Below are 24,395 nucleotides of genomic sequence, written 5' to 3' on the forward strand. Positions count from 1 at the left end.
ATATAGGCTTTATAAGCTATGTTTTATTTTTAAGTATTTGTTTTGTAGTGGTTTAATTATATTTAATTTAATTGTTGTTAAATTGAATAATACAAAAAAATACCACATCTAAAAATAGAGACTGTTTTGATAATTTGGTTTAAATTTGCAGCATGTTAATAGAAGTATTTAAATCAAAGATTCATAGAGTAAAGGTAACAGAGTCTGATCTTAACTATATGGGTAGCATTACAATAGATGAGGAGCTTATAGAAGCGGCAGGTATTGTAGTTGGTGAAAGAGTTTATATCGTAAATGTGAACAATGGGGAGCGTTTTGATACCTACGTGATTAAAGGTAAGAGAAAATCTGGAGAGGTTTGCCTCAACGGTCCTGCGGCGAGAAAGGTGCAGAAGGGAGATATCATTATCATTATTTCTTATGCACAGATGACTCCAGAAGAAGCACAGAATTTCCAACCTAAAATTGTTTTCCCTAACGAAGAAACGAACCTACTTACTTAGATGACGGCTAAAAGTAATCATAATCCGCTTAAGACATTACTTACCATAGTTGTATCTATTGGTTTTGCAGGATTGTTTATGTGGTTAGCGGTAAAGGGACTAGATTTGGAAAGTATCAAGCAATCTCTTGCCAAAGCAAATTATTTTTGGGTAGCCGTGGCCGCTTTTTTTGGAGTGCTGGCGTATTGGGTGAGAGCGATACGCTGGAATTTACTACTAGAACCTATGGGATATACTATTTCTAATGCTAATGCCCTTTGGACTTTATCCTTTGGTTATTTAATGAATCTTACCATTCCTAGAAGTGGCGAAGTAGCAAGAGCGACTGCCCTCTATGGTGTTGAAAAAGTGCCTGTGGATAAATCGTTTGGGACGATTATTTTAGAGAGAGTAGTAGATTTAGTGTGTATGGGGCTTTTTTTAGCATTGACTCTATTGTTTAAATACGATGCTATACTTTCTTTCTACAAAATGGCGTCGGAACAAAAACAAGAACAGCAATCACTACAAGAAGGGAATTCATATAGTATGGTTCTTTCTTTAGTTTTATTGGTATTGGGTGCTTTGACTTTAATTCTTTTTAGAAAAAAAATACAGCAGACTACAATATATCAGAAAGTAATCAGTTTTATTAAAGGAATTATAGATGGATTAAAGACCATCTTTCAAATCAGGCAAAGGTTGAAGTTTATCCTTTTATCTTTGGGGATTTGGGTGTGCTACTATCTGGCGGCGTATTTGGTTTGTTTTGCTTTGCCCGAAACTTCTAACTTGGGTATAGCAGATGGTTTCTTTATTATTGTGGTAGGAACATTAGGAATGATGGTTCCCGCAAGTGGTGGGATAGGAGCTTTCCATTTCGCACTTAAGATAGGATTTATGGCATTGTTTCTATCGTTTGGGTTGTCGCCAGAAAAAGGTGGCGAGGTAGGTTTATCTTATGCGTTTATATCTCATACAATGCAGTTGGTAATTATGCTAGTAATGGGGCTTATCGCAATTCCTATGTTAGCGAAGGCTAAGAAAATAGCATTCAAATAATGATTTAATATTTTGAAAAAGGTATTCTTATTTTTAGGACTAATTATAAGTGTGTTGGTATCGGCTCAAGACGGTACTACGGTTTATAGCTTCCTTAATATGCCTTTTTCTGCAAGACAAGCCGTTTTAGGTGAGGCGGTTTCGGTAAGAGATTACGACCAAAACTTAGCGGCAGTTAATCCAGCGTTGCTTAATGTGGAGATGGATTCTAGACTATCCGTAAACTATGCTAGCTATTTAACAGGGGCTCATTATGGTACAGTGAGCTATGCTAAAGACTTGGAGTATGGACATTTAGTTTCTGCCAATGTAAGGTATTTGGATTATGGCAATATGCCTAGAACAGATGAGTTTGGGAATATCAATGGCGATTTTTCTGCGATGGACGCTTCTTTAGGTTTGGGCTATGCCTATCAGTTTGAAGATAATTGGACGATAGGCTCTAACCTTAACTTAGTAACTTCCAAAATAGATAATTATAATTCTATGGCGGTAGTTGGGAGTCTAGGAATGGCTTATCATAATGATAAATCTAAAGAAACCGTAGGTCTAGTAATAAGAAATTTTGGCTATCAATTCAAGACTTATAATGGTGTTAGGGAAAAGTTGCCATTAAGGATAGATTTAGGCTATACCAAACAACTAGACGAATTTCCTTTAGCATTTACCATTACCGCACAAAATCTCCAAAAATGGAATGTTTCTCAAGATTACAACAGAAATGGACAAGAAACTAAATGGACGAGGAAATTGTTTGATCACTTTTCGTTTGGAGCAGAGCTGTTTCCTGAACAAAGTTTTAACCTTCGCTTGGGGTATAATGTGAAACGAGGTAATGAGCTAAGTATAGAGGAACAAAGAAATTTCACAGGATTATCTTTCGGATTTGGTTTAAAGGTGTCTTACTTTCGTTTTGATTATACTCACAGTCGTTATCACAATGCGTCTAACTTTAATTTGTTGGGCGTTTCGTTGGATTTAGTAGAATTAAGTGGCTACAGAAGATAATAAAAATTAAAAACAACTATGATGACAAAATTACCCGTAATCGCTATAGATGGCTATTCTTCCACAGGAAAAAGTTCTATTTCTAAAGAGATAGCCAAAAGATTGGAGATAATCCATTTAGATACAGGAGCTTTGTATAGAGCCATTACTTATTTTGCCCTTCAGAACTGCCCTTCTACTGATGGGTTTGATTCTGTTGCTTTGGTGGAGCAACTGCCCAATATTCATTTAGAATTTAAAGAAGAACAGTATCAGTTATCTCTTTTCCTTAATGGGGAGAATGTGGCAGAGAAAATCCGTTCTATGGAGGTGAATCAAAAAGTGAGTGATGTTGCTAAAATGCCCGAAGTAAGAAGCTTTCTGTTACAAACTCAAAGGGATATTGCGGCTAACGGAGGCGTGGTAATGGACGGTAGGGACATAGGCAGTGTGGTACTTCCGAATGCTGATTATAAGTTTTTCCTCACGGCGAGTGTTGAAGAAAGAACTAAACGAAGATTTCTAGAACTAAAGGCTTCTGGTACAGAAACTACGATGGACGAAGTGAGAACCAACCTTATTGAACGAGATAAAAAAGACTCGGAGAGGGCGGTGGCTCCTTTAATCCAAACGGAAGATGCTATTTGTATAGACAATACCAATTTAGACAAGGAGCAAACGATAGAAGCTATCTTAAGCTATATTAAAAAATAAAAAAGAGAGGTTCTTCCTCTCTTTTGTGTTTATGATAAGTATTGGTCTAGTGTTCTTTTAGCCGAAGCAACATCGTGTACTCGCAGAATACTAGCCCCTTGTTGGAGCACTTTTAGATGCAGTTGTTGCGTTTCTTTGTCTATTTCCATTGGCGATTTTCCCAAAGGTTTATAAATAAACGATTTTCTAGAGATGCCAATTAGTATGGGATATTTTCCAAATCCGATGTGTTCTACCTCGTCTATCATTGTCATTTGGTCTTCTATGGTTTTGCCGAACCCAAATCCAGGGTCTAGTATCACATCGTGAATGCCTAGTGCTTTCAACTGATTTATTTTTTCAGAAAAATAGAAATTGATGTTTTTAGTGATATCATCGTAGGCTATTTTTTCATGCATAGTTCGATATTCTAGGTTAATGTGCATCAGTACATAAGGGAGTTTTAGTTGGGCTACGGTCTCCCATACTTTAGGGTCAAACTGTCCACCAGAAATATCATTGATGAGGTCTATACCTTCCTCGTAACCAAAACGCATTACTTCACTATAAAAGGTATCTAAAGAAATGAGTGCTTCGGGGAACTCTTTTCTTATGAGACTGACGAGGTTTCCTATGCGTTTAATTTCCTCTTGTGCCGAAATTAGTTGGGCATTAGGGCGTGTAGATTGAGCCCCTAAATCAATAAACGAAGCCCCTTCTTTAAGCATTTTTTCAGTTTGAATTAAAGCGGAGGTTTCTGTATTAAATTTTCCGCCGTCAGAAAAAGAATCTGGGGTAAGGTTAAGGATTCCCATAATTTTGGGAGTAGAAAAATCTACAAGTCTTCCCCGACAGTTGATAGAGTGAGTTTTCATCAATAATAATTTATTTTAGAATAGCCAATTTACAATAATAGGAGCTAATAATGCCGTGAAAATCCCATTAAGTATCAGTCCTACACTTGCAAAACCAGCGTGTTTTTCGCTCATTTCTATTGCCATCATTACGCCTAATCCGTGCGAAGAGGCTCCTAGCGAAATACTTTGCCCCATTGGGCTATTGATTTTGGTGTATTTTAGAACTTGTAATCCTATAATGCCACCTATCAACCCTGTAATAATAACGGTAGAAACCGTAAGCGGAACAATACCACCAACAGTGTTGGAAACTTCTATGGCAAGTGGTGTAGTAATGGATTTAGGAGCTAATGAAATTACAACCTCTCTGCTGGCTCCGAGTAATTTAGCTACAGAACAAACACTAATTACTCCCACCACGCTTCCAAACAAATGAGAGATAAGGATAGAGAGGAGTTGTTTCTTAATTCTTTCTAGTTGTAAATATAGTGGCACTGCAAGAGCAACTACAGAAGGTTTAAGCCAAAAATCTATATAGTTACCTGCCACAGCATAGGTATTGTAAGGGATATTAAATACCATTAGATAGCCGATAATGACAGCGGAGGCAATAAGTACTGGATTGAGAAAAGGTGATTGTATTTTTTGGTTGAGCATAATGGTGCCGTAGTATATAACAAACGTAAGCCCTAACAACCAAATTGGATTCTCTAAAAAAGCCATCATACTTATTTTAATTTTTTACGAATGAACTGATAAACCTTGCCCGTTACTAAAATTACCAAAGCACTACTGATAACAATGGATACCATAATAGGAATAATATTATCCCATAACAAATCAAAATAGAGCATTATTGCCACACATACAGGGATAAAGAATAGCCCTAGATTGCCTAAAAGAAAGTCCGAAATACCTTTGACCCATTCCAACTTTATCCATTTTTTGTGAAGAGCAAAAGTCAGTAGAAACATACCGATAAGGCTTGAGGGGAATTTAATTCCAGTAAGAAAAACTATCAGTTCTCCCAATGCTAAAAACCCTAAAATAATGGCACAATATCTAGCTAAAATCATAATATTTGTTTATAGATTTTACAAGTAGGGCAAATATACAATATAATATTGGGTATTGATAAGTAGCATTATGAAGCCTTGTAAGTTGCTAAATATTATGTAAATTTGGGGCTATGATAAAGGCAAAAAAGATACATAAATACTACGGTGATTTAGAAGTGCTAAAAGGAGTAGATATTGAGATAAAACCAGCAGAAGTGGTATCTATAGTTGGGGAGTCTGGTGCAGGTAAATCTACACTATTACATATTTTAGGAACGTTGGATATGCCATCTGATGTGGGTATATATGGTACAGAAATAAGCATCGCTGGGCAATCTTTTCTTACGATGAACGACAAAGATTTGTCTAAATTTAGAAACGAAAATATAGGTTTTGTGTTCCAAAGTCACCAGTTGTTGCCAGAATTTACCGCTTTGGAAAATGTTCTATTACCCATTAAAATAGCAGGGAAGGCTGACAAAGACTATATAGAAAAGGCACACGCATTATTTGAAGAACTTAAAATAGCAGAGAGAATTAATCATAAACCTAAACAACTTTCTGGGGGAGAAGCCCAAAGAGTAGCAGTGATTAGAGCGCTGATAGGCAGCCCTAAAGCTATTTTTGCTGATGAACCTACAGGGAATTTAGACTCTAAAAACGCCGATGCTCTGCATCAATTGTTTTTTGACCTTAGAGACAAATATCAGCAGACATTCATCATTGTAACACATAACAACACACTAGCCGATAGTACAGATAGAAAGCTAGTTATGAAAGACGGGTTGATACTATAATTGAGTATGAGAACGCTTTGTCTCTTTTTGTTTTTAAGTATTTGGCACTCTTGTGATAAAGAGAATGTTCCGTTAGATTCAGAAAAATCAACGATTCTAGATGATTCTTTTCAACAAAAAAGACTTAAAGAGAAAATTCTAATTGCAAAGAAATATATCCAAAATAAAAATTATAATCAGGATATTGTGATGCTGATAGATTATAAAATTCCATCAGGTAAGTATCGCTTCTTTGTTTATAGTTTTAAAGCGGATAAAGTTATAGATAGAGGTTTGGTAGCTCACGGTTCGGGGTCGGTAAATAAAGCAGATAATACTCTTGTATTTTCTAATACAGAAAACTCATATCAATCTTCTTTGGGTAAATTTAAAATAGGCAATAGTTATAGAGGTCAGTTTGGCAAATCTTATAGGCTGGTAGGGTTAGATAAATCTAATAGTAATGCCCTTCGTAGAGCTATTGTTCTACATAGTTATCATAGTATTCCGAATCAAGAAATAGATGGAGATATTTCGTTGAGTTTAGGTTGTCCTATGGTTTCTCATTTGTTTTTTAATCGATTAGAAAACTATATAGATACTTCGGAAAAACCTATTTTGCTTTATTCTTATTATTAAATTAAATATCAAGTCATCATGTCCATAAAAAATCTATCGGAAGACGACCGCCCTAGAGAGAAATTTTTAACCAAAGGTAGAGATGCTTTATCTGATGCAGAACTATTAGCGATTATTATGGGAAGTGGCAATAGGGAAGAGTCGGCGGTAGATTTGGCGAGAAGAATTTTGCAAACTTATGGGCATAATTGGAATGCGTTGAGCGAGGTAGGTGTTGCGGATTTGATGAAGTTTAGAGGCGTAGGAGAAGCTAAAGCCATTAGTATTGCGACGGCTCTCGAAATCGGCAGACGGAGAGCGATGCAGGAACAACCTAAAAGGTTACAGATTACGCAAAGTTCGGATATATTTGAAATGATGGCACCGCTTTTAAGCGATTTACCCAATGAAGAATTTTGGGTGATATTTCTTAATCAAAGTAATAAAGTTTTGCAGAAGAAACCTTTATCCAAAGGTGGAATATCGGGTACGGTGGTAGATGTAAGATTGATGTTCAAAATGGCGTTAGAGCATTACGCTACGGCTATTATAGTGGTGCATAATCACCCATCGGGGAGCATTTCACCTAGTGAGCAAGATTTGGAAATCACTAAGAAAATAAAAGAAGCGGGATTCTTATTGGATATCAGATTGTTAGATCATATCATTATTGCTAAAAATAAATATTTTAGTTTCGCAGATGAAGGCGTGTTATAAGCTGCGGTTGCTTAAAAATCATCAGATTGATATTGAGAAATACACTCAATGTTTAAGAGCTTCTGAGCAGTATCATTTTCAAGCCGAAGCGGTTTACCTTAATGCTTTAAATAGAGGAAGTTGGGAAGTTATAGTTTTAGGAGATTATGAAGCCGTAATGCCTGTACCAATTATCAAAAAGTTTGGAGTTAAATGGGTGTTATTTCCTCCGTTTTTACAGCAGTTGGGTATTTTTTCAAAAAAAGACAATTTGGAGATTAACGAGTTGTTTTTTAGCTTTTTGAAAAATAATTATAAGGTAGTTTATTATGCATTTAATACTAGAAATAAATTGAATTTAGAGCTGTGGAGGAAGAACTATAGACTTCATAAATCCTCTTACTCAGAAGTGTTTAGTAACTATTCCACCAGTCGAAAGAGAAATCTTAAGTCTCCGAAAAACAATGAAATTAAAATTTCCTCACTAGAAAATTTATCTGAAATAAAACCTTTCTTTTTTCAGTTTGTAGAGTGGTTATCGTCAGATAGATTGAAAGAAAAATATTTCAAACACTTGGAATATCTAGAACAAAAAAAACTACTAGAAATTTATGCAGCTAGAGGTTTGCAAGGAGCTTTGCTTTCCGTAGCGGTAATTTCTAATTTGGGGGGCGAGAAGGCTTTGCTCTGCTTTATAAATAATAAAAATCAAAAGACTAATGCGCCTTCGGTAATTTTAGATGAAATCATCAAACAATCTATTGAGACTCATCAGTTTAATTTCTTTGGGAGTAATATTCCTTCTGTGGAGCAGTTTAATCAGCGGTTTGGAGCGGTTTTAGAGAGATATCCAGTCTATCATCAATCCAAAAAACAACTTCTTTTACAATTTATAGGGTTGCGTTAGAAAGACTGTTTTTAAAATCAGTTTAAATCACTAACTTTGCCCTTATTTTTTCTGAAAAATGAGTTATAAAGAATTTTTGCCGTATGCATTTGCTTTGGTGTTGGCGTTTCCCTTTTTAGTTTTTATTAGACAGGGGCTTCATTACTATATGAAAGCGAAAGCAAAGGAATTGGAACTTTTAACTTTAAAAAAAGGAAAAGAAATAAATACACAAGCTCACGAGAGAATGGCGATTTTTTTGGAGCGTATAAAACCTGCTCATCTTATCCAAAATTTTGATAAAAACTTAGCTACTCACGAGTTTTTGTATTTAACAGAGAAAAATATCAACCAAGAGTTTGAATATAATATTTCTCAGCAAATCTATATAGACAAAGTGATTTGGGAAAATATAACCGATGCTAAAAATAGTATAATTAAGTTGCTCAAAGATACTTATCAAGGGCTTAATGAAGCTAGTTTAGAGGAGTTTAAAACCGTTTTTCTGATGAGCTATATCAACGGCGAAGATTACATTGGTCTTTGTCTAGACGAGTTGAGGAAAGAAATATTAAAAGCAAAATAAAATTAAATATAATCAAATGATTCCAAGTTTTAAAGCACACCCGTGGCACGGTATTTCTGCGGGAGAAAAAGCACCAGAAGTGGTAACGGTATATGTAGAGATTGTACCTTCGGATACCATTAAATACGAAGTGGATAAGGAAAGTGGTTACTTAAAAGTAGATAGACCACAGAAGTTTTCTAACATTATTCCAGCTTTGTATGGTTTTATCCCAAGAACTTATTGCGATGAAGAAGTAAAGAAATTGGCAGTAGAAAGCGGTGCTAAAGATGTTACTATGGGAGACCACGATCCACTTGATATTTGTGTGTTGAGTTCGCACAATATACAGTCAGGTAATTTATTGATGGACGCTATTCCAATCGGTGGGTTTAAGATGATAGACAAAGGTGAAGCTGACGATAAAATCATAGCAGTAATGGTGGGCGACCAGTCTTATGGGCACATCAGAGATATATCTGAACTTCCAGAGGCGGAAATTAAAAGACTAAAACACTACTTTTTGACTTACAAAAATCTACCTTACGAAGAAGCATCTTGCAGAATAGATGAAACTTACGGAGCAGAATACGCTAAAAAGGTAGTAGAGGCATCTCTTAAAGATTATCAAACAAACTACGGAGAATAATTTTTAAGACTTATAGTGAAAACTAAGGAAGAAGAACCTAAAAACTGAATAATATTCGGTGGAGGTTCTTTTTCTATTTTTAAATAAACGAGTAAATATTTGTTTTATAAATTCATTTTTACTTATTTTTGACCAATGGAAAATTTCATAGTATCTGCGAGAAAATATCGTCCACAAGAGTTTGACACAGTTGTGGGGCAGTCGCATATTACAGATACTTTGGAGCACGCCATTGCCGAAAATCAGTTGGCTCAGGCATTATTATTCTGTGGACCTCGTGGCGTAGGTAAAACAACTTGTGCAAGGATTTTAGCAAGGAAGATTAACGAAAAAGATGGCGCTACGAGCGAAGATGGTTTTTCTTATAACATCTTTGAACTAGATGCCGCGTCTAACAACTCTGTAGATGATATACGAGAACTTACCGACCAAGTGCGTTATGCACCACAAGTAGGTAAATATAAGGTATATATTATAGATGAGGTGCATATGTTGTCTTCACAGGCTTTTAATGCATTTCTTAAAACTTTAGAAGAGCCACCTGCACACGCTATTTTTATTTTAGCAACTACGGAGAAACATAAGATTATCCCTACCATTTTGTCTAGATGTCAAATTTATGATTTCAAGAGAATTACCATAGAGGACATACAAGGACATCTTAGGAAAATAGCAGATAAAGAAGGTATTAGCTACGAAGATGACGCACTTTTCCTTATCGCTCAAAAGGCAGATGGAGCTCTTAGAGATGCTTTGTCTATTTTTGATAGATTGGTAACATTTACCCAAAAGAATATTACCCTTGCAAAAGCAGCGGAGGTACTTAACATTTTGGACTATGACCAATACATCAAAATAGTAGATTTAATCCATGCTAATGATATTCCCAATGTTTTGGTAGCGTTTAACGAAATTGTGAAAAAGGGTTTTGACCCTCATATTTTCATTGCAGGGTTGGGGAATCACTACCGAGATTTAATGATGGCTCAAAATTCATCTACTTTAAACTTGATAGAAGTAGGCGAGAAAACTAAAGCCAAATATGCGGAACAAAGCCAAAAATGGACAGCTCAGCAGTTGGTAGATGCAATAGAAATTTGCAACTATGCGGACATCAATTACAAGAGTTCCAAAAATCCTCGTCTTACGGTGGAGATAGCCCTAATGCAACTGGCTAGTCTTACCCACGGGACAGAAGGAGCTAAAAAAAAAAGTTTCTGATTTTAGCATCTCTCGTTAAAGAAGGGGCGACTCAGAAAGCTAGTGAAGAGCCTTCCACGGTTCATAAAGAAAGCTCCAAAAACATTTCCGAAACACCAGAGATAGAAGTCAAAAAGGCTAAAGAACCTATTTTGAAAGAATCTGTAAAGTCATCATTTAGCATTAAAGAGGCTATAAATAAAACAGAAGAGCTACAGGTAGAAGAGGAAATAAAAGAAGAGGAACTTCCAGACGGACATTTTAGTGAAACCGATTTACAAAAAGAATGGAAACATTTTTTGAAAAAATTAGCTCATGAGGATATGGTAACCTTTAATGCCGTACAAAATTTTACCATAGAAAAAGCAGAAGAAAATAGAGTTTGTATCAGATATACGTCTAAATCTGCAAGGGTAGAGTTTGAAAAGGTTAGCCCTCAGTTTTTTAATGATTTTAAGCATAAGTTTAACAATTATCGTGTGAAGTTTGATTTTGAAGAAGCAGAGCGAGTAATCATTAAAAAAGATACAAAACGAGATTTATTTAATAAGATGGTGGAGGTAAATCCGCTATTGAAAGACTTGCAGGAACTGATGCAGTTTGATTTTAATTAAGTGTAAATACAATGAATTTAAGAGATTTAAAAAACGATTGGTTGCAAAACTATCCGCAGCCAATGGTGATAGCAGGACCTTGCAGTGCAGAAAGTGAGGAGCAGATGCTAGAAACAGCAAGAGGAATTAAAGAAGCTAATGCAAAGATAGATGTTTTCCGTGCAGGTATTTGGAAGCCAAGAACTAAACCAGGCTCATTTGAAGGAGTAGGGGTAATAGGGCTTAGCTGGCTTAAAAAAGTTAAAGAAGAATTTGGCTTTAAAACCGCTACCGAAGTGGCTAATGCTCACCATGTATATGCGGCTTTGGAGGCAGATGTAGATATTCTTTGGATAGGAGCTCGTTCTACGGTAAATCCTTTTACGGTGCAAGAAATTGCGGTGGCTCTCAAAGGTACAGATAAACCTGTGTTGGTTAAGAACCCTGTTAATCCAGATTTAGCTTTATGGGTAGGAGCTTTAGAGAGGCTTTTGGCACAAGATGTTAAAAATTTAGGTGCAATTCATAGAGGGTTTTCTACTTATCAGAAAACGCAATATCGTAATATACCTAACTGGCATATCGCATTAGATTTTAAAAATCAGTTTCCTAATATACCAATGTTTGTGGATCCTTCACACATTTGTGGGAATAGAGAAGGTTTGTTTGATATTACTCAAGAAGCACTTAATGTAGGCTATGAAGGAGCGATGATAGAAACTCATTGCACTCCAGATAAGGCTTGGAGCGATGCTTCGCAACAAATTACGCCATCGGTTTTAGATGAAATGATAAGTCGCCTAAAGGTAAGAACTTCGGATATTTCTGGCTACGAAGATGATATGGGGAAACATCGGGCTTTAATTTCTGATATAGACTTTCAGTTAATGGAACTTCTTTCTAACCGAATGAGAATATCGGAAAAGATAGGGGCTTTAAAGAAAGAAAATAATATTGCTATCTTCCAACCCGAAAGGTGGAAAGAAATTACAGAGTATGCTAGAAAAAAAGCTGATGAAACGGGTATGAGTCAGGATTTTATAGAAAAAATATTTAAAGCTATTCACGAAGAGTCTATCGAAGTACAAAATAAAGTAATGATAGGTTCTAAATAAATTTTAAAACATAAATAAAAAATCGGTTGTGTAATAATGACAACCGATTTTTTTTATTAAATATTATTATAGTCTTTAGAACGGATACCCAAAGGCAAAGTTAAGTGTAGGTTTAAGTGGTTTTATATGGCTGATTCTCCAGCGTTCTCCTTCTGGTTGGTTAGGGTCGTACATTTTGTAGGCAAAATCTACTCTGAGGGTAACATAGGCAACATTTATTCTTACCCCAAAGCCACTACCAACGCCTAGCTGTTTATAAAATTTATTGAACTTAAAGGCATCTCCTAATCCTGTATCTTTAAGCGACCAAATATTTCCTGCATCTGTAAACAAAGCCCCTTCAAACATATTATTGATAGGGAATCTGTATTCTATATTAGAAGTTAGTTTTACATTTCCCATAATAAAAGACCTTACTTTTTCATTTAATTGAGAATCGGCAGGACCAAGCCCCCCAAAGGCAATCCACGCACGAATATCATTAGAACCTCCATTAAAATAAGATCTCACAAATGGCATATTGGTTGAGTTTCCATAAGGAATACCTACTCCAATAAACTGCCTAAAAACAAGTGTAGATTTTGAATTGATGTTAAGGTATTTTCTCACATCGGCATCAAACTTTGCAAACTGTGAATAAGGAATATCGAATATTGTTTTTTCGTTGTTGGTTAAAATACTTTTGGAATCTTTGGTTTTTCCGAGTAAACTAATGAGGTTACCAGCTAATTCCATTTTTCCACTGAAGTAGAATGGGTGTCTGAAATATTTTTTACCAATCTCGTTATACAAAAATTGATAGTTTAACGAAGAAATAAGTACATTCTGTGTTTGCCTATCTCTATTGAGTAGAGATTGTAAGAAAGTGTTGTAAATGTCTCTATTTTCAGTAGTTAAAGAGTTTAAAAAATCCCCGTCAGAAACTATTGTCCTAGAAACATCATCATAGGAGTAAGCTTTAACATCGTAAGAAGGATTAAAGGCTTGGTAAAGATTAAATATATTTTGCCTTACTTCATTATCTCCACGGAATAGGTCGTAATAGCTGTCTTTATTTCTAGTTAAACTCAGCTGTGTATTGAATAGGGAAAGCCTGTGAGAAACTACATCGTTTACATTGGCAGTATAGTTGAGGCTTCCATTAAAGTTAATTCTATCCATACCAATATTATTCTGTACAGAAGTTCCTAAAACAATAGAAGTTGTGGGAGAATAGCGTTTAGGAATTAATTTGTAATGTTTAAAAGGGAGTAAAAGCCTAGGAACATTAAGAGCTACCTGTGCAGAGAGCTCATAGGCGTTGAATATTTTACCAGGGTCTTTGGCATTTTTAGTGGTACCTATGATACCTGAAAAACTCGTAGATAGGTTTTCTGCACCACCAAAAACATTTCTCGAAGTTAACTCAACAGATGGAGAAAAACCAAAGTTTAATATTTGAGAATAATGAGCATCAAAAGCAGTTTTGAATTCGTATTTAGAAAGTGGTTTCAGAATATATCTTACATCTAAAATACTATCACTGTTTTTTCTTAGTCCCTCTTTGTAATCTATAATGCTAAAATTATTCATTGCATTAACATTCCTTTTGGTGAGGTCTAAAAACTTTTGATTGTAGACCTCTCTATTTTTAAGAATGATAGGGAGCCATAGAGAGCGGGTGGAGTATTGCTTATCAAGTTTGTGTATTCTTACACTATCGTCTTGGGGTACCCTATCAAAACGATAAGGTTTAGTGCTTAGTGTGTCACTAATATGGTTTACAACAAATACATCTACCTTGCCTATAGTTGTTTTTTTATAGGGACTGTCTTTGTCATTTCTATGTATATCCATAGTGAGAGGCACATTTTTGTTACTCTCTAGTGTGTCAGCTGTAAAATAAATTTCCTCATTAGTTCTGTTGAAGCTATAATAACCGACCTCACGCATACGCTCGGTAATTCTTTTTACTTCCTCTTCTAGGTTCTTTTGGTCAAGAATATCACCAGTTTTTATTTTACTTTTATCAAATTCGCTTTCATATATACTTCTGATATTGCTGTCAGGGATAGAATAATAATAGTTTTTTATTCTAGTAGGTTCGTTAAATGTAAGTTTATAAGTTACTTGAGCTTTCTGTTTTGCGGTATCAATATCTTGTTTGTAAGTTACTTTAGCATCCCAATAACCTCTGTAACGCATAAACTGTCTCATGTTTTTTGCACTAGCTATGGTTTTTCCTTGTTCTAATATTTTAGGAGCTTCGCCTACAGTGTGTAGAAAACGGTCTTTAGTTAAAGATTTTCCTACATATTCAGGGTGACCATACTTAATAAATAGAGAATCTCTTAAACTTTGATTTCTCATTTGGTTAGGGTAGGTCACATATTCTGTAAGAATAGTGTCATATTTAGGGTTAGCAGCATTATATAACCATAATCCTAGAGGAACTACGAAAAGAACTTTTTTATTGGGTCTCTGTTGTATGTAATTAGATATTTCGCTAGCAAATAGCTTTTTATCTTCGTAAATTATAGTATTTTTCGTAAGTAAGGCTTCACCGTGAGGTACTTTTTTGGTGCTACTACAAGCGTACAAAAAAGCAAGTAGAATTGTGAGTGCGGAAAATAAATAATACTTTTGAAAATATTTTCTGATATGCTTACGAGTCATAAAGTTAAAATTTTACAATCTTTGGATAAGAAAAAATTCAGACAAAAATACAATTTGTTTTTGGTTGAAGGTAACAAAATTATCAAAGAATTAAAAAACACTAATATAGAAATAGAGTCTGTTTATTCTGTAGATAGTGATGGAATAGAGTTTTTATCTGATGTTTTAATTCCTATTACAGAAAAAGAGCTAAAGAAGATAAGTTTTCTTAAAACACCTAAAGATAGTGTAGCCGTTTGTTATTTGCCTACTCCAAAAATCACAGAAGATAGCAATATTAATTTGGTCTTAGATGGGCTTCAAGACCCAGGTAATTTAGGGACTATTATCCGCTTAGCAGATTGGTTTGGTATAGAACAGATAGTATGCAGTACAGATACCGTAGATGTTTACAATCCTAAAGTGATACAAGCTACCAAGGGCTCTTTTACTAGAGTAAATGTGGTGTATAGTGATATAGAGCAGTTTTTATTGAGTTCTCCTGCGGAAAATATAGGTACAGATATGGAGGGCGAAAATCTATATAAAACTAACTTTCCCCAAAGGTTTAATCTTGTATTAGGAAATGAAGGCAACGGAATGCGACCTAGCGTAGAACGATTGATGAAACGAAATATCACTATTCCTCGTTTTGGCAATCATAAAGCTACAGAAAGCCTTAATGTGTCTATGGCGGCTGGGGTTATTTTGGGACAGGTGTTTTCTGATAAATAATTTAGTATTATAAAGCTCTTTTGAGGTATAAAAAAGCAGAATGATATAGAGAGGTATGTTGTATTTTTCTTTCAAAAAACTTGCATACTTGCTTAAAAGGTTATAAGTTTGCCTTAGTTTTATGACACGTAATATCAGTAATATACAAACAAGTGTAAAAAAGTACCCCAATTATTTGGTAGTTTCAGATAATTGTGTAAACACACACACACACACACACACACACACACACACACACACACACAGATAGTTTCGTGTATATGCGTCCTATTATCTAGAAAATTCTTTAGACTTTTATCGTTAATTATAAATACAAATCCACCAACTTTCGTTGGCGGATTTTTGCGTTTACACCATTCTAAATTTAGCTTTCATAAATACATGCTAAAAGCACCATTGTTTTGTCTCATAACATGGTCGTTCTTGTTGGGTGCTTTTAGTGTTCAGAGAGGGAGTTTTTACTTTCTTTCTACCTTAGCCTTTCCTCTCGTTTTGTGTGTGTTTAGAGGGGAAAGGCGTTTTTTTAGGTTAGAACTTAGAGATGAGATATTAGAGCTCAGTATAGTCTCATCAACCCTTAAGTCCAACACCCAACTTCTACAATCCAATATCTATAACCTTAAATAATCAAATATGAACAATTTTAAATTAAATGTTATGAAAACAAAGACTACAAAATTAAGTGTATTCGCCTTTTTAGGCTTAGGCTTAGTAGTTTACGGACAAAGTGGGAAAGTGGGGGTTAATACATCATCACCTCAAGCTACTTTGGATATTCAGCCTACAGCAAAGAATGGAGATGTTACAGCAACCACTAATGAAGGTATTTTAGCACCTAAGTTAAGTAAAACTCGTGTGGCAAGCATTGCAACACCTGTGGAGGGAACTTTGGTCTATGTAATAGATGATACTAGTAAAACTAAAGGTGCTATAAGTGACTATATAGGTAATGATATCAAAGTAGCTAAAATCACAGAGAAAGGCTATTACTACTATAATGGTACAGAATGGGTAAGAAGAGCAGGAAATAATGATGATATTTGGCAAAAACAGAGCAATAATGATATTAAATTGATAGATGGTAATATTGAAAGTAATATTTCTTATTCATCTGTAGGGGCTTTTAAGAATGTGCCGAAGGTTTTGAGAAATTATAGTAAACACAATCCTTCAACTCAGCAAATAGAAACAGGAAGTATAGATTTGTCATCAATGAACTTAGGTAATTCATTAAATATAAATTTAGGCTATGCAGATAAAATTCCTGTATCTTATGTAGATCCTCTTTATAAGGAAAAACAGTTAATACACAATTATTTATTGGTAGATGAAAAAAATGATGCAGGTGTATATAACCGAATTTTTGGGCAAAGAAATACCATTGCTACTACAGCTACTACAGCGAGTAATTATAGTGCTTTATACGCTAATGTTAACGCCTCTGAACATTATGGTAAAGGGAAGATAAATCTAATGATAGGAGATTATTCTATTGCTACACTATATGATGGTAGTGCTGATAGGGTAGTAGGTGCTTATAGTCAAGCCTCTTCTTATACGGCTAATCAGACTCCTTATATGACAGCTGCTTTTAACTATTTGACACCGAGAGGAACGGGAGAAGTTAATCAGTTATTTGGTACTGAAAATAGAATTCATCTAAATAAATATTCAAAAGGGACATTAAATGCAGTGGCTCTTAACTATAATCAAGCAATTATAACCGATACTTGGACTGGTAAGATAGGTAGATTAGTAGGTAATAGCACTTACTTTAATATTCCAACTACTATAAATAGTATTGATGAAATGTATGGTTTGGTAGTCGCAAATGTAGATAGAGGGGTTAATAAAAACTATGCTATCTATACTAATGCTGGAGAGAATTCATTTGGAGATAAAGTAACAATAAGAAATCATAATTGGACTTCAAATCAAGAGACTATATTTCAATTTATAAATGGAACATCTGTTGATGGAACTAAGAAAGTAAATGCAACCACTCAGATTGTAGATCAAATGAATGGACGAGGAGATGGTGGCTCTAACTTGATATTTAGAACACAAAGTCCTACGCTTGGTACTAATCCTAACTTAACTTTACCTACAGAAAAAATGAGAATATCTGCTGATGGTGCGGTAGGTATTGGCGTTGAATCTCCAGCAGAAAAATTAGAGGTTGCGGGTAATGTAAAAGCCACGGGTTTTATAGGTACTAATGCCGCTATCTTCCCAGACTATGTGTTCCAAAAGTATTATACAGGTACTTCTAGCATTAAATCAGATTATAGCTTTAAAACCCTTAGCCAAGTAGAAGATTTTGTAAAAACTAATGGGCATTTACCAGGTTACCAATCTGCGGAAGCTATCAAAAAACAAGGTTATATAGACCTTATGGCTACTCAACTGACCAATGTGGAAAAGATAGAGGAACTTTATCTACACAGCATAGAGCAAGACAAGGCTCTAAAAGCTAAAGATGCTAAAATAGCAGAATTAGAAGCTCGTTTACAGAAGCTAGAAGCCTTATTAGTAAAATAGTTTAACCTTTCCCCATTGCGATAGTATCACAATGGGGATTTTTATATTTCAAATCAGAACAAAGTATACAAAAGCTTAACCTTAAAAATTTATACATTATGAATACACTAAAAGCGTGGTTGCGTCCCAACCTACTCACGAAAGATGACCCTAACGATTTTGTAGCCGTGCCACTTCTAGGTGGTAGCCTTGGCATTACAGAAATCATAGAAGCCCTTAAAAAAGAGGGTATGGAGATACAGACTGAAACTGCGGTAGATATTATCACTCGTTTTAATCGCAAAGCCTCAGAGTTGGTACTTAATGGTTATAGCGTAAATACAGGGCTGGTGTATATGCGTCCTGCCATTAAGGGCGTGTTTTACGACAAAACTTGGGATAAGGAGAAACATTCCGTATATGTCAATGTCAATCAAGGCACCGACCTAAGAAAAGCTGCTAATGATACCAAAGTAGAAATCCTAGGCGAGCAGTCTAGCCCAATGAGTGTGTTCAGCATTACGGATAAAGCCACAGGCAAAGCAGATGGCACGCTTACCAAAGGCAAGAATGCCGAAATCAAAGGCACTTACATTAAAATAGACGGAGATAACCCTAAAAATGGCATCGTCTTTAAAAACCTAGACACTCAAAACGAAGTGAAGCTAACCAAAGACGATATTGTGCTTAACGAGCCGTCAAGGTTACTTATACTGGTTCCTACAGATTTAGAAGCGGGTAACTATGAGCTAAGCATTACCACGCAAAGCAGTAAAGGCACTACCTTACTGAAAGAACCCCGCACCGAAGCACTAAGCACACCTATTACTATTGTGTAGCGTGTTTTTCGCACATCTAAATAACGACCGCCCTTCCTTAGTGATAAGAAAGGGCGGTCGCTTTATAAGAGGAAGCTACTTCACTGCCTAAGGCGAAGGCTCTTCTCCTTACCGAGAGAAGAACCTTCCCTCGTACGAGGGAACCGAATTCGGATTTACTAAATAAGTAAGGTTAGATATTTTACTATCATTTTGGATATATGTGTGTATTTTTATCTGTGTATTATAGTAAATGTTGTGTTAAAATAGTGTGATTTTAAAATTTTACAGTAAAAAATTTTTTCATTCTATTTTTTTTACAGAACTTTGTTCGCATAATAATGGAAATAAATACTGATAACATGGTAAAATCAAACATTTTAGGGTATCCTCGTATTGGGGAGAAAAGAGAACTCAAAAAGGCTAATGAGCAATTTTGGGCAGGTAAGATAACCGAAGACGAGCTACAGAAGGTAGCGAAGGAAATTCGTACTCACAACTGGAAACTGCAACAAGAGGCGGGAGTAGATTTGATTCCGTCCAACGATTTTTCGTTGTACGACCAAGTGTTAGATGCTACTTTCAGCTTTAATGCTATCCCTACGCGTTATTTGGAGTTAGAAAAAGCTAAAAAAACAGATTTGGAGCTGTATTTTGCTTTGGCTAGGGGGTATCAAAAGGAGGGGATAGATATTACTGCAATGGAAATGACCAAGTGGCTTGATACTAACTACCACTACATTGTTCCTGAATTTACTAAAGACCAATCGTTCTCGTTGCGTAAGAACTTTGCACTAGAGTATTACAAAGAGGCAAAAGATTTAGGGATTGAAACTAAACCAGTTTTGATAGGGGCTGTAACTTATCTTTTATTAGGTAAAGAGAAGGAGGAAGGTTTCCACCGTCTAGAGTTGTTACCTTCTCTACTGGAGGTTTATCGTAAGATTTTAGCCGAGCTGCAAGAGGCAGGGGTAGAGTGGGTGCAGATAGATGAGCCTCTATTGGTATTAGATTTAGATGAGAAGGCACAGGAAGCCTATAGAGAAGTTTATCAGAAGTTTCAAGAAGAGTTTCCTAAGCTTAAGATTATTTTAACTACTTATTTTGAAGCCTTGGGAGATAATTTAGAGTTAGCACTTTCTCTTCCTACAAAGGCACTCCATATCGACTTGGTGAGAGCACCGCAGCAATTAGAGCTTGTTTTAGACAAGTTTCCAGAGGATAAGATTTTATCGGTAGGGGTGGTAAACGGACGAAATGTATGGAAAAATGATTTTGAAGATTCGCTTACGCTTATCAATAAAGCTAAAGAAAAGTTAGGAGCAGAGCGTGTATTTGTGGCAAGTTCGTCGTCATTATTACATTCGCCTTGTAATTTGGAGCTGGAGGATAACGAAGCTGTCTTGACTCCAGAAATTAAACAGTGGCTAGCGTTTGCAAAGCAGAAAGTTACCGAGGTGGCTACACTTACTTCTATCGTTAATGGGGTAGTTTCGGAATCTGCACAAAAACTTATAGCAGAAAACAAAAAAGCAGCGGAAAGTAGAAAGGTATCAGAGCTTATTCATAACAAAGGGGTTAAGGAGCGTCTTTCTAAGATTACAGATAAAGAGGCACAGCGTAATAGTACTTTTGCTCATCGTAGAGAGCTACAACATCAGTCATTAAATTTACCATTGTTCCCTACAACTACTATAGGCTCGTTCCCGCAGACTCCAGAAGTTCGTAGCTGGAGAGCACAGTTTAAAAAAGGACAGCTAACCCAAGCAGAGTATGATGGGCTTTTGGAGAAGGAGATAGAAGAGTCTATCCGTTTTCAAGAGGATGCAGGTATAGATGTGCTAGTTCACGGGGAGTTTGAGCGTAATGATATGGTGGAATACTTTGGAGAGCAGCTAGAAGGCTTTGTATTTACTAAGTTTGGTTGGGTGCAGAGCTATGGGTCTCGTTGTGTAAAGCCGCCTATTATCTTTGGAGATGTTTCTCGCCCAGTACCAATGACAGTGCGTTGGTCTAAGTTTGCACAGTCTTTAACGGAAGTCCCTGTAAAGGGTATGCTTACAGGTCCTGTTACCATTTTGCAATGGTCTTTCGTAAGGGATGACCAGCCTCGTTCCGCTACTTGTACCCAAATCGCTTTAGCAATTAGAGACGAAGTGGTAGATTTAGAAAAGGCAGGGATTAAAGTGATTCAGATAGATGAACCTGCAATTAGAGAAGGTTTGCCATTAAGAAAAAAAGATTGGCAAGATTATCTAGAATGGGCAATTAGAGCCTTTCGTATATCGGCTTCGGGAGTTCAAGATGCTACTCAGATACACACGCATATGTGCTACTCGGAGTTCAATGATATTATTTCTAATATCGCTGATATGGACGCAGATGTGATTACGATAGAGTGTTCTCGTTCGCAAATGGAACTTTTAGATGTATTTGCAGACTTTAAGTATCCTAATGAGATAGGTCCTGGTGTGTACGATATTCATTCGCCTCGTGTACCTTCGGTTGAGGAAATGTCTGAACTGATGGATAAAGCAGTGGCTGTAGTTGCCAAAGAACAACTTTGGGTAAACCCAGACTGTGGACTTAAAACACGCCATTGGGAAGAAACCAAAGCCGCCCTTATAGCGATGGTGGAAACAGCGAAAAAATTAAGAGCTAAGTATTCTAGCTAATCGTTATATAATGCAGATGTGAGTATTATATCTGTTTAAAAAGATATTGCCGCCTTTCTAGGGATATTCCCTATTGAGGCGGCAATGTTTTGTTTTATATTCTATTTTTTATATCCTATGTATTGGATTCCTGCCATTACCTCTTTAGGATTTACTTTTATGTTGCCTCTTTTTATATCAACGCTTCCAGTGGATATCGTTCCGTTGCTTCCTACCGTTACGCCACCAGCTTTTATACCTCCTTTTCCTATACTCACAGGTGCATCGTAATCTTTTTGGTTTAGTCCGAAACAATTATTTTTGTTGTTCAGAGATATAATAAGTTTGCCCTCTTCTCCATCATCATCGTCATCGTGTTCTTTAAAAGTTACACACCCCATATTTACCCGATAGTTCCCTGCTAATTGTTTAGGAACAGAATAAATGATATTTCCATTTCCTTTAGTATGGAGTATTGCAAAAATTCTCTGATTAGGTATAAGGTTGGCAATCCATATCTTCTTTGATGATTTAGCGTCTTTAGTTATCACTACATCATTTTCGCTGTCCCGATATTCGTTAGGAGCAACTAAAGTGGATTGTTCATATTTCCCCAAAATTGATTGGGCTTTACTTACGGTAATTGCTGCTATAAAAAATAGAGCCAAAAGGATTTTTTTCATAATCTGTTAGTATTTAATGTTCCTTGCCAAAGTTAGCATTATATGGTTATAAGTATGTTAAGTTTTTATTAAGCATTTGTAATAGTTTCCATTTATCAATTCAAAAAAATACTTGCTGGGGAGTGTTATCAAAATAATTTTTTTAACGGAAGTCTATCATAGACTGCATTGTAACTGAAAGAGAAGTATTATAATGATGATTTTTATCAAATGTTAAGAAAAATTAACATTAGAATTTCTCTAGTTCCGAGTTTATACAGATATTTGCCGTCTGAAAAAATAAAAATAAAATGGGAATAGGTAATATATTCAAGGTTTTTCAGCCGAAAGATAAAGTGTTTTTCGTGCTGTTTGAAAAAGTAGCTAATAATTTAGTGGAAATGTCTAAACTGTTTCACGAAGGCATCAAAGATTTTGATATCAATGACGATTCTTTACTAAAAAAAATGAGTGACCTTGAGCATCAGAATGATGATATTACTCACGAAATTTATGTAGAATTGGGTAAAAACTTTATTACTCCTTTTGATAGGGAAGATATTCACTACTTAGCTAGTGCCTTAGATGATATAGCGGATTATATTTATGCTTCTACTAAGTATATATTTCTATATAAAAGCCCTGAAACTAACGAGTTTCAAGAACTTTCGTTGCTTATACACAAGTCTTGTTTACAGATAAAAGTAGCGATAGAAAACCTTAAAGAATTTAAAAATCCTGCGGCGGTTAAAGAGGCTACTATCAAAATCAATAGCATTGAAAACATTGCTGATGATGTGCATAGCCAAGCGATGATAAAACTATTTGAGTCTGGAGATCCTATAAATGTTATTAAGGTAAGCCAAGTGCTTAACTACTTAGAGGAGGTAACAGATAAGGCAGAAGATGTAGCTAATATCTTGGATAATATTATCATCAAATACGCTTAGAGGTTTTTTAAATTTAACTTAAAACAAAAAAAGTATGGAATTTCCTATACTGCTCATTGTCATTATTGCGTTAGCACTTATTTTTGACTATATCAATGGCTTTCACGATGCCGCTAACTCTATAGCGACTATTGTTTCTACTAAAGTTTTAACCCCTTTTCAAGCAGTACTTTGGGCTGCTGTGTGGAATTTTGCCGCTTTCTTTATAGCCTTCTACATTGTAGGAGAGTTTAAGATAGGTAATACTATTGCCAAGACGGTGAACGAAGACTTCATCAATCTAGAAGTTATTTTTTCAGGATTGATGGCGGCTATCGCTTGGAATCTTCTAACTTGGTGGTTTGGGATACCATCATCTTCTTCACATACGCTTATAGGTGGGTTTTTAGGAGCCGCTCTTATGCACGCTTTGGTTTTGGATTATCACGAGATTGTATCGGCACAACCAGAGTTGTCTACCTTCGAAACAATGAAACTGGCTTTTAAACAGTTGTTTTCTCAAGATGTAGTAAAGTATAGTAAGGTAATACCAATATTCTTATTCATTTTTATGGCTCCTTTTATTGGTATGGTAGTATCTATTATTATTACACTCATTATCATCAATATTTGTAAAAAGTCTAATCCTCACAAGGCGGAAAAAGCATTTAAACAACTTCAGTTGGTTTCTTCAGCTTTGTTCAGTTTAGGGCATGGGCTTAATGATGCTCAAAAGGTGATGGGGATTATCGGAGCAGCAGTGATTTTCTACCATGTAGATATGGTAGGTGGTACAGATATATACGCACAAATGCTTCCTACTGATAGGTTCAACTATTTTGCGAAAGATTATGTATGGGTTCCGTTAGCATCATTTGTGGCTATTGCGTTAGGAACTATGAGTGGTGGTTGGAAAATCGTGAAAACAATGGGAACTCGTATCACTAAAGTAACACCATTAGAAGGTGTAAGTGCAGAGACAGCGGGTGCGGTTACTCTATTTTTAACCGACCACTTTGGTATTCCTGTATCTACTACCCATACGATTACGGGTTCTATTATCGGAGTTGGGCTTACAAAGAGGGTTTCTGCAGTGCGTTGGGGTATTACAGTGAGTTTGCTTTGGGCATGGATACTTACAATCCCAATTAGTGCGATAGTAGCAGGGATTACGTACCTTATTGTGATAATGTTTTAAAAATACAA

24 protein-coding genes are annotated in these 24,395 nt (G+C 35.7%); 19 read left to right on the forward strand and 5 right to left on the reverse strand.

Annotated elements, in window-relative coordinates; translation table 11 throughout:
• Nucleotides 1–152: 152 nt before the first annotated feature.
• From panD to cmk, 4 genes are read left to right on the forward strand one after another with little or no spacing between them, the layout of a single operon-like run.
• Entirely contained in the window at nt 153–503 is a 351-nt protein-coding gene (gene panD, locus VIX88_RS11410) for an aspartate 1-decarboxylase (protein WP_038694027.1), read from the forward strand.
• Nucleotides 504–1,544 (forward strand): lysylphosphatidylglycerol synthase transmembrane domain-containing protein, encoded by a 1,041-nt coding sequence (locus VIX88_RS11415; RefSeq protein WP_064970847.1) that lies wholly within the window; start codon nt 504–506, stop codon nt 1,542–1,544.
• A gap of 12 nt (nt 1,545–1,556) precedes the next feature.
• A complete protein-coding gene (porQ, locus tag VIX88_RS11420) occupies nt 1,557–2,552 on the forward strand; it encodes a type IX secretion system protein PorQ (protein ID WP_214193883.1) in 996 nt (331 codons plus the stop codon).
• A gap of 21 nt (nt 2,553–2,573) precedes the next feature.
• A complete protein-coding gene (gene cmk / locus VIX88_RS11425) occupies nt 2,574–3,245 on the forward strand; it encodes a (d)CMP kinase (protein ID WP_154212664.1) in 672 nt (223 codons plus the stop codon).
• 29 nt (nt 3,246–3,274) lie between these two features.
• On the opposite strand, the gene folP is transcribed toward cmk, so the two are convergent.
• From folP to VIX88_RS11440, 3 genes are read right to left on the reverse strand one after another with little or no spacing between them, the layout of a single operon-like run.
• Nucleotides 3,275–4,099 carry a dihydropteroate synthase gene (folP, locus tag VIX88_RS11430; RefSeq protein WP_154212662.1) on the reverse strand — a complete coding sequence of 275 codons (825 nt, stop codon included), beginning with the start codon at nt 4,097–4,099 and terminating at the stop codon, nt 3,275–3,277.
• 15 nt (nt 4,100–4,114) lie between these two features.
• Nucleotides 4,115–4,807 (reverse strand): LrgB family protein, encoded by a 693-nt coding sequence (locus tag VIX88_RS11435; protein WP_154212661.1) that lies wholly within the window; start codon nt 4,805–4,807, stop codon nt 4,115–4,117.
• Nucleotides 4,808–4,809: 2 nt separating this feature from the next.
• Nucleotides 4,810–5,157: a CidA/LrgA family protein gene (locus VIX88_RS11440; protein ID WP_064970853.1), complete on the reverse strand. Its 348-nt coding sequence runs from the start codon at nt 5,155–5,157 to the stop codon at nt 4,810–4,812.
• Between the two features lie 113 nt (nt 5,158–5,270).
• Here VIX88_RS11440 and VIX88_RS11445 point away from each other — a divergent pair, with 113 nt between their 5' ends.
• The 9 genes from VIX88_RS11445 to VIX88_RS11485 all read left to right on the forward strand — a co-directional run bounded on the left by VIX88_RS11445 (nt 5,271) and on the right by VIX88_RS11485 (nt 12,237).
• Complete coding sequence (locus tag VIX88_RS11445; RefSeq protein ID WP_064970855.1) at nt 5,271–5,936, forward strand: ABC transporter ATP-binding protein; 666 nt, start codon at nt 5,271–5,273, stop codon at nt 5,934–5,936.
• A gap of 6 nt (nt 5,937–5,942) precedes the next feature.
• Nucleotides 5,943–6,554 (forward strand): murein L,D-transpeptidase catalytic domain-containing protein, encoded by a 612-nt coding sequence (locus VIX88_RS11450; protein WP_222535092.1) that lies wholly within the window; start codon nt 5,943–5,945, stop codon nt 6,552–6,554.
• An 18-nt stretch (nt 6,555–6,572) separates the two neighbouring features.
• Entirely contained in the window at nt 6,573–7,250 is a 678-nt protein-coding gene (gene radC / locus VIX88_RS11455) for a RadC family protein (RefSeq protein WP_064970859.1), read from the forward strand.
• Complete coding sequence (locus VIX88_RS11460; RefSeq protein ID WP_064970861.1) at nt 7,234–8,136, forward strand: hypothetical protein; 903 nt, start codon at nt 7,234–7,236, stop codon at nt 8,134–8,136. Before radC ends, VIX88_RS11460 begins: the two co-directional genes overlap by 17 nt.
• A gap of 58 nt (nt 8,137–8,194) precedes the next feature.
• A complete protein-coding gene (locus VIX88_RS11465; protein ID WP_109475099.1) occupies nt 8,195–8,701 on the forward strand; it encodes a hypothetical protein in 507 nt (168 codons plus the stop codon).
• Between the two features lie 16 nt (nt 8,702–8,717).
• Complete coding sequence (locus tag VIX88_RS11470; RefSeq protein WP_064970865.1) at nt 8,718–9,329, forward strand: inorganic pyrophosphatase; 612 nt, start codon at nt 8,718–8,720, stop codon at nt 9,327–9,329.
• 135 nt (nt 9,330–9,464) lie between these two features.
• Nucleotides 9,465–10,550 carry a DNA polymerase III subunit gamma/tau gene (gene dnaX / locus VIX88_RS11475; protein WP_064970867.1) on the forward strand — a complete coding sequence of 362 codons (1,086 nt, stop codon included), beginning with the start codon at nt 9,465–9,467 and terminating at the stop codon, nt 10,548–10,550.
• 131 nt (nt 10,551–10,681) lie between these two features.
• Nucleotides 10,682–11,143, forward strand: coding sequence for a hypothetical protein (locus tag VIX88_RS11480; protein WP_237190314.1), 462 nt, complete (start codon nt 10,682–10,684; stop codon nt 11,141–11,143).
• 11 nt (nt 11,144–11,154) lie between these two features.
• Nucleotides 11,155–12,237, forward strand: a complete 1,083-nt coding sequence (locus tag VIX88_RS11485; RefSeq protein WP_222535093.1) for a chorismate mutase — start codon at nt 11,155–11,157, stop codon at nt 12,235–12,237.
• A gap of 75 nt (nt 12,238–12,312) precedes the next feature.
• On the opposite strand, the gene VIX88_RS11490 is transcribed toward VIX88_RS11485, so the two are convergent.
• Nucleotides 12,313–14,892 (reverse strand): BamA/TamA family outer membrane protein, encoded by a 2,580-nt coding sequence (locus tag VIX88_RS11490; RefSeq protein WP_064970869.1) that lies wholly within the window; start codon nt 14,890–14,892, stop codon nt 12,313–12,315.
• On the opposite strand from VIX88_RS11490, the gene VIX88_RS11495 reads away from it, so the two are divergent.
• The 4 genes from VIX88_RS11495 to metE all read left to right on the forward strand — a co-directional run bounded on the left by VIX88_RS11495 (nt 14,878) and on the right by metE (nt 21,619).
• Nucleotides 14,878–15,606, forward strand: a complete 729-nt coding sequence (locus VIX88_RS11495; protein ID WP_064970871.1) for a TrmH family RNA methyltransferase — start codon at nt 14,878–14,880, stop codon at nt 15,604–15,606. The two genes, VIX88_RS11490 and VIX88_RS11495, sit on opposite strands and share 15 nt — an antisense overlap.
• A gap of 657 nt (nt 15,607–16,263) precedes the next feature.
• A complete protein-coding gene (locus tag VIX88_RS11500; RefSeq protein ID WP_310492836.1) occupies nt 16,264–18,147 on the forward strand; it encodes a hypothetical protein in 1,884 nt (627 codons plus the stop codon).
• 98 nt (nt 18,148–18,245) lie between these two features.
• The gene (locus tag VIX88_RS11505; protein WP_079206451.1) at nt 18,246–18,965 is read left to right on the forward strand and encodes a DNA-binding domain-containing protein; all 720 of its coding nucleotides are present in this window, start codon (nt 18,246–18,248) and stop codon (nt 18,963–18,965) included.
• Between the two features lie 341 nt (nt 18,966–19,306).
• Nucleotides 19,307–21,619, forward strand: a complete 2,313-nt coding sequence (gene metE / locus VIX88_RS11510) for a 5-methyltetrahydropteroyltriglutamate--homocysteine S-methyltransferase (RefSeq protein WP_064969998.1) — start codon at nt 19,307–19,309, stop codon at nt 21,617–21,619.
• Nucleotides 21,620–21,720: 101 nt separating this feature from the next.
• Here metE and VIX88_RS11515 read toward each other — a convergent pair whose 3' ends face one another.
• A complete protein-coding gene (locus VIX88_RS11515) occupies nt 21,721–22,281 on the reverse strand; it encodes a hypothetical protein (RefSeq protein WP_064969937.1) in 561 nt (186 codons plus the stop codon).
• Between the two features lie 290 nt (nt 22,282–22,571).
• Here VIX88_RS11515 and VIX88_RS11520 point away from each other — a divergent pair, with 290 nt between their 5' ends.
• Together VIX88_RS11520 and VIX88_RS11525 are read left to right on the forward strand one after the other, a co-directional pair.
• Entirely contained in the window at nt 22,572–23,210 is a 639-nt protein-coding gene (locus VIX88_RS11520) for a DUF47 domain-containing protein (protein ID WP_064969939.1), read from the forward strand.
• Between the two features lie 34 nt (nt 23,211–23,244).
• Nucleotides 23,245–24,387 carry an inorganic phosphate transporter gene (locus tag VIX88_RS11525; protein ID WP_064969941.1) on the forward strand — a complete coding sequence of 381 codons (1,143 nt, stop codon included), beginning with the start codon at nt 23,245–23,247 and terminating at the stop codon, nt 24,385–24,387.
• Nucleotides 24,388–24,395 lie beyond the last annotated feature (8 nt).

The sequence above is a fragment of the Riemerella anatipestifer genome (assembly GCF_035666175.1).
GTDB lineage: Bacteria > Bacteroidota > Bacteroidia > Flavobacteriales > Weeksellaceae > Riemerella > Riemerella anatipestifer_D.

Coding starts and splice junctions, on each gene's coding strand:
- VIX88_RS11485 (WP_222535093.1), top strand. CDS start 11,155: ATGAATTTAAGAGATTTAAAAAACGATTGGTTGCAAAACTATCCGCAG.
- VIX88_RS11505 (WP_079206451.1), top strand. CDS start 18,246: ATGAATACACTAAAAGCGTGGTTGCGTCCCAACCTACTCACGAAAGAT.
- VIX88_RS11445 (WP_064970855.1), top strand. CDS start 5,271: ATGATAAAGGCAAAAAAGATACATAAATACTACGGTGATTTAGAAGTG.
- radC (WP_064970859.1), top strand. CDS start 6,573: ATGTCCATAAAAAATCTATCGGAAGACGACCGCCCTAGAGAGAAATTT.
- VIX88_RS11450 (WP_222535092.1), top strand. CDS start 5,943: ATGAGAACGCTTTGTCTCTTTTTGTTTTTAAGTATTTGGCACTCTTGT.
- VIX88_RS11435 (WP_154212661.1), bottom strand. CDS start 4,807: ATGATGGCTTTTTTAGAGAATCCAATTTGGTTGTTAGGGCTTACGTTT.
- VIX88_RS11440 (WP_064970853.1), bottom strand. CDS start 5,157: ATGATTTTAGCTAGATATTGTGCCATTATTTTAGGGTTTTTAGCATTG.
- VIX88_RS11460 (WP_064970861.1), top strand. CDS start 7,234: ATGAAGGCGTGTTATAAGCTGCGGTTGCTTAAAAATCATCAGATTGAT.
- VIX88_RS11470 (WP_064970865.1), top strand. CDS start 8,718: ATGATTCCAAGTTTTAAAGCACACCCGTGGCACGGTATTTCTGCGGGA.
- metE (WP_064969998.1), top strand. CDS start 19,307: ATGGTAAAATCAAACATTTTAGGGTATCCTCGTATTGGGGAGAAAAGA.
- VIX88_RS11490 (WP_064970869.1), bottom strand. CDS start 14,892: ATGACTCGTAAGCATATCAGAAAATATTTTCAAAAGTATTATTTATTT.
- VIX88_RS11495 (WP_064970871.1), top strand. CDS start 14,878: ATGCTTACGAGTCATAAAGTTAAAATTTTACAATCTTTGGATAAGAAA.
- VIX88_RS11415 (WP_064970847.1), top strand. CDS start 504: ATGACGGCTAAAAGTAATCATAATCCGCTTAAGACATTACTTACCATA.
- VIX88_RS11520 (WP_064969939.1), top strand. CDS start 22,572: ATGGGAATAGGTAATATATTCAAGGTTTTTCAGCCGAAAGATAAAGTG.
- panD (WP_038694027.1), top strand. CDS start 153: ATGTTAATAGAAGTATTTAAATCAAAGATTCATAGAGTAAAGGTAACA.
- folP (WP_154212662.1), bottom strand. CDS start 4,099: ATGAAAACTCACTCTATCAACTGTCGGGGAAGACTTGTAGATTTTTCT.
- dnaX (WP_064970867.1), top strand. CDS start 9,465: ATGGAAAATTTCATAGTATCTGCGAGAAAATATCGTCCACAAGAGTTT.
- VIX88_RS11500 (WP_310492836.1), top strand. CDS start 16,264: ATGAAAACAAAGACTACAAAATTAAGTGTATTCGCCTTTTTAGGCTTA.
- VIX88_RS11515 (WP_064969937.1), bottom strand. CDS start 22,281: ATGAAAAAAATCCTTTTGGCTCTATTTTTTATAGCAGCAATTACCGTA.
- VIX88_RS11525 (WP_064969941.1), top strand. CDS start 23,245: ATGGAATTTCCTATACTGCTCATTGTCATTATTGCGTTAGCACTTATT.
- cmk (WP_154212664.1), top strand. CDS start 2,574: ATGACAAAATTACCCGTAATCGCTATAGATGGCTATTCTTCCACAGGA.
- VIX88_RS11465 (WP_109475099.1), top strand. CDS start 8,195: ATGAGTTATAAAGAATTTTTGCCGTATGCATTTGCTTTGGTGTTGGCG.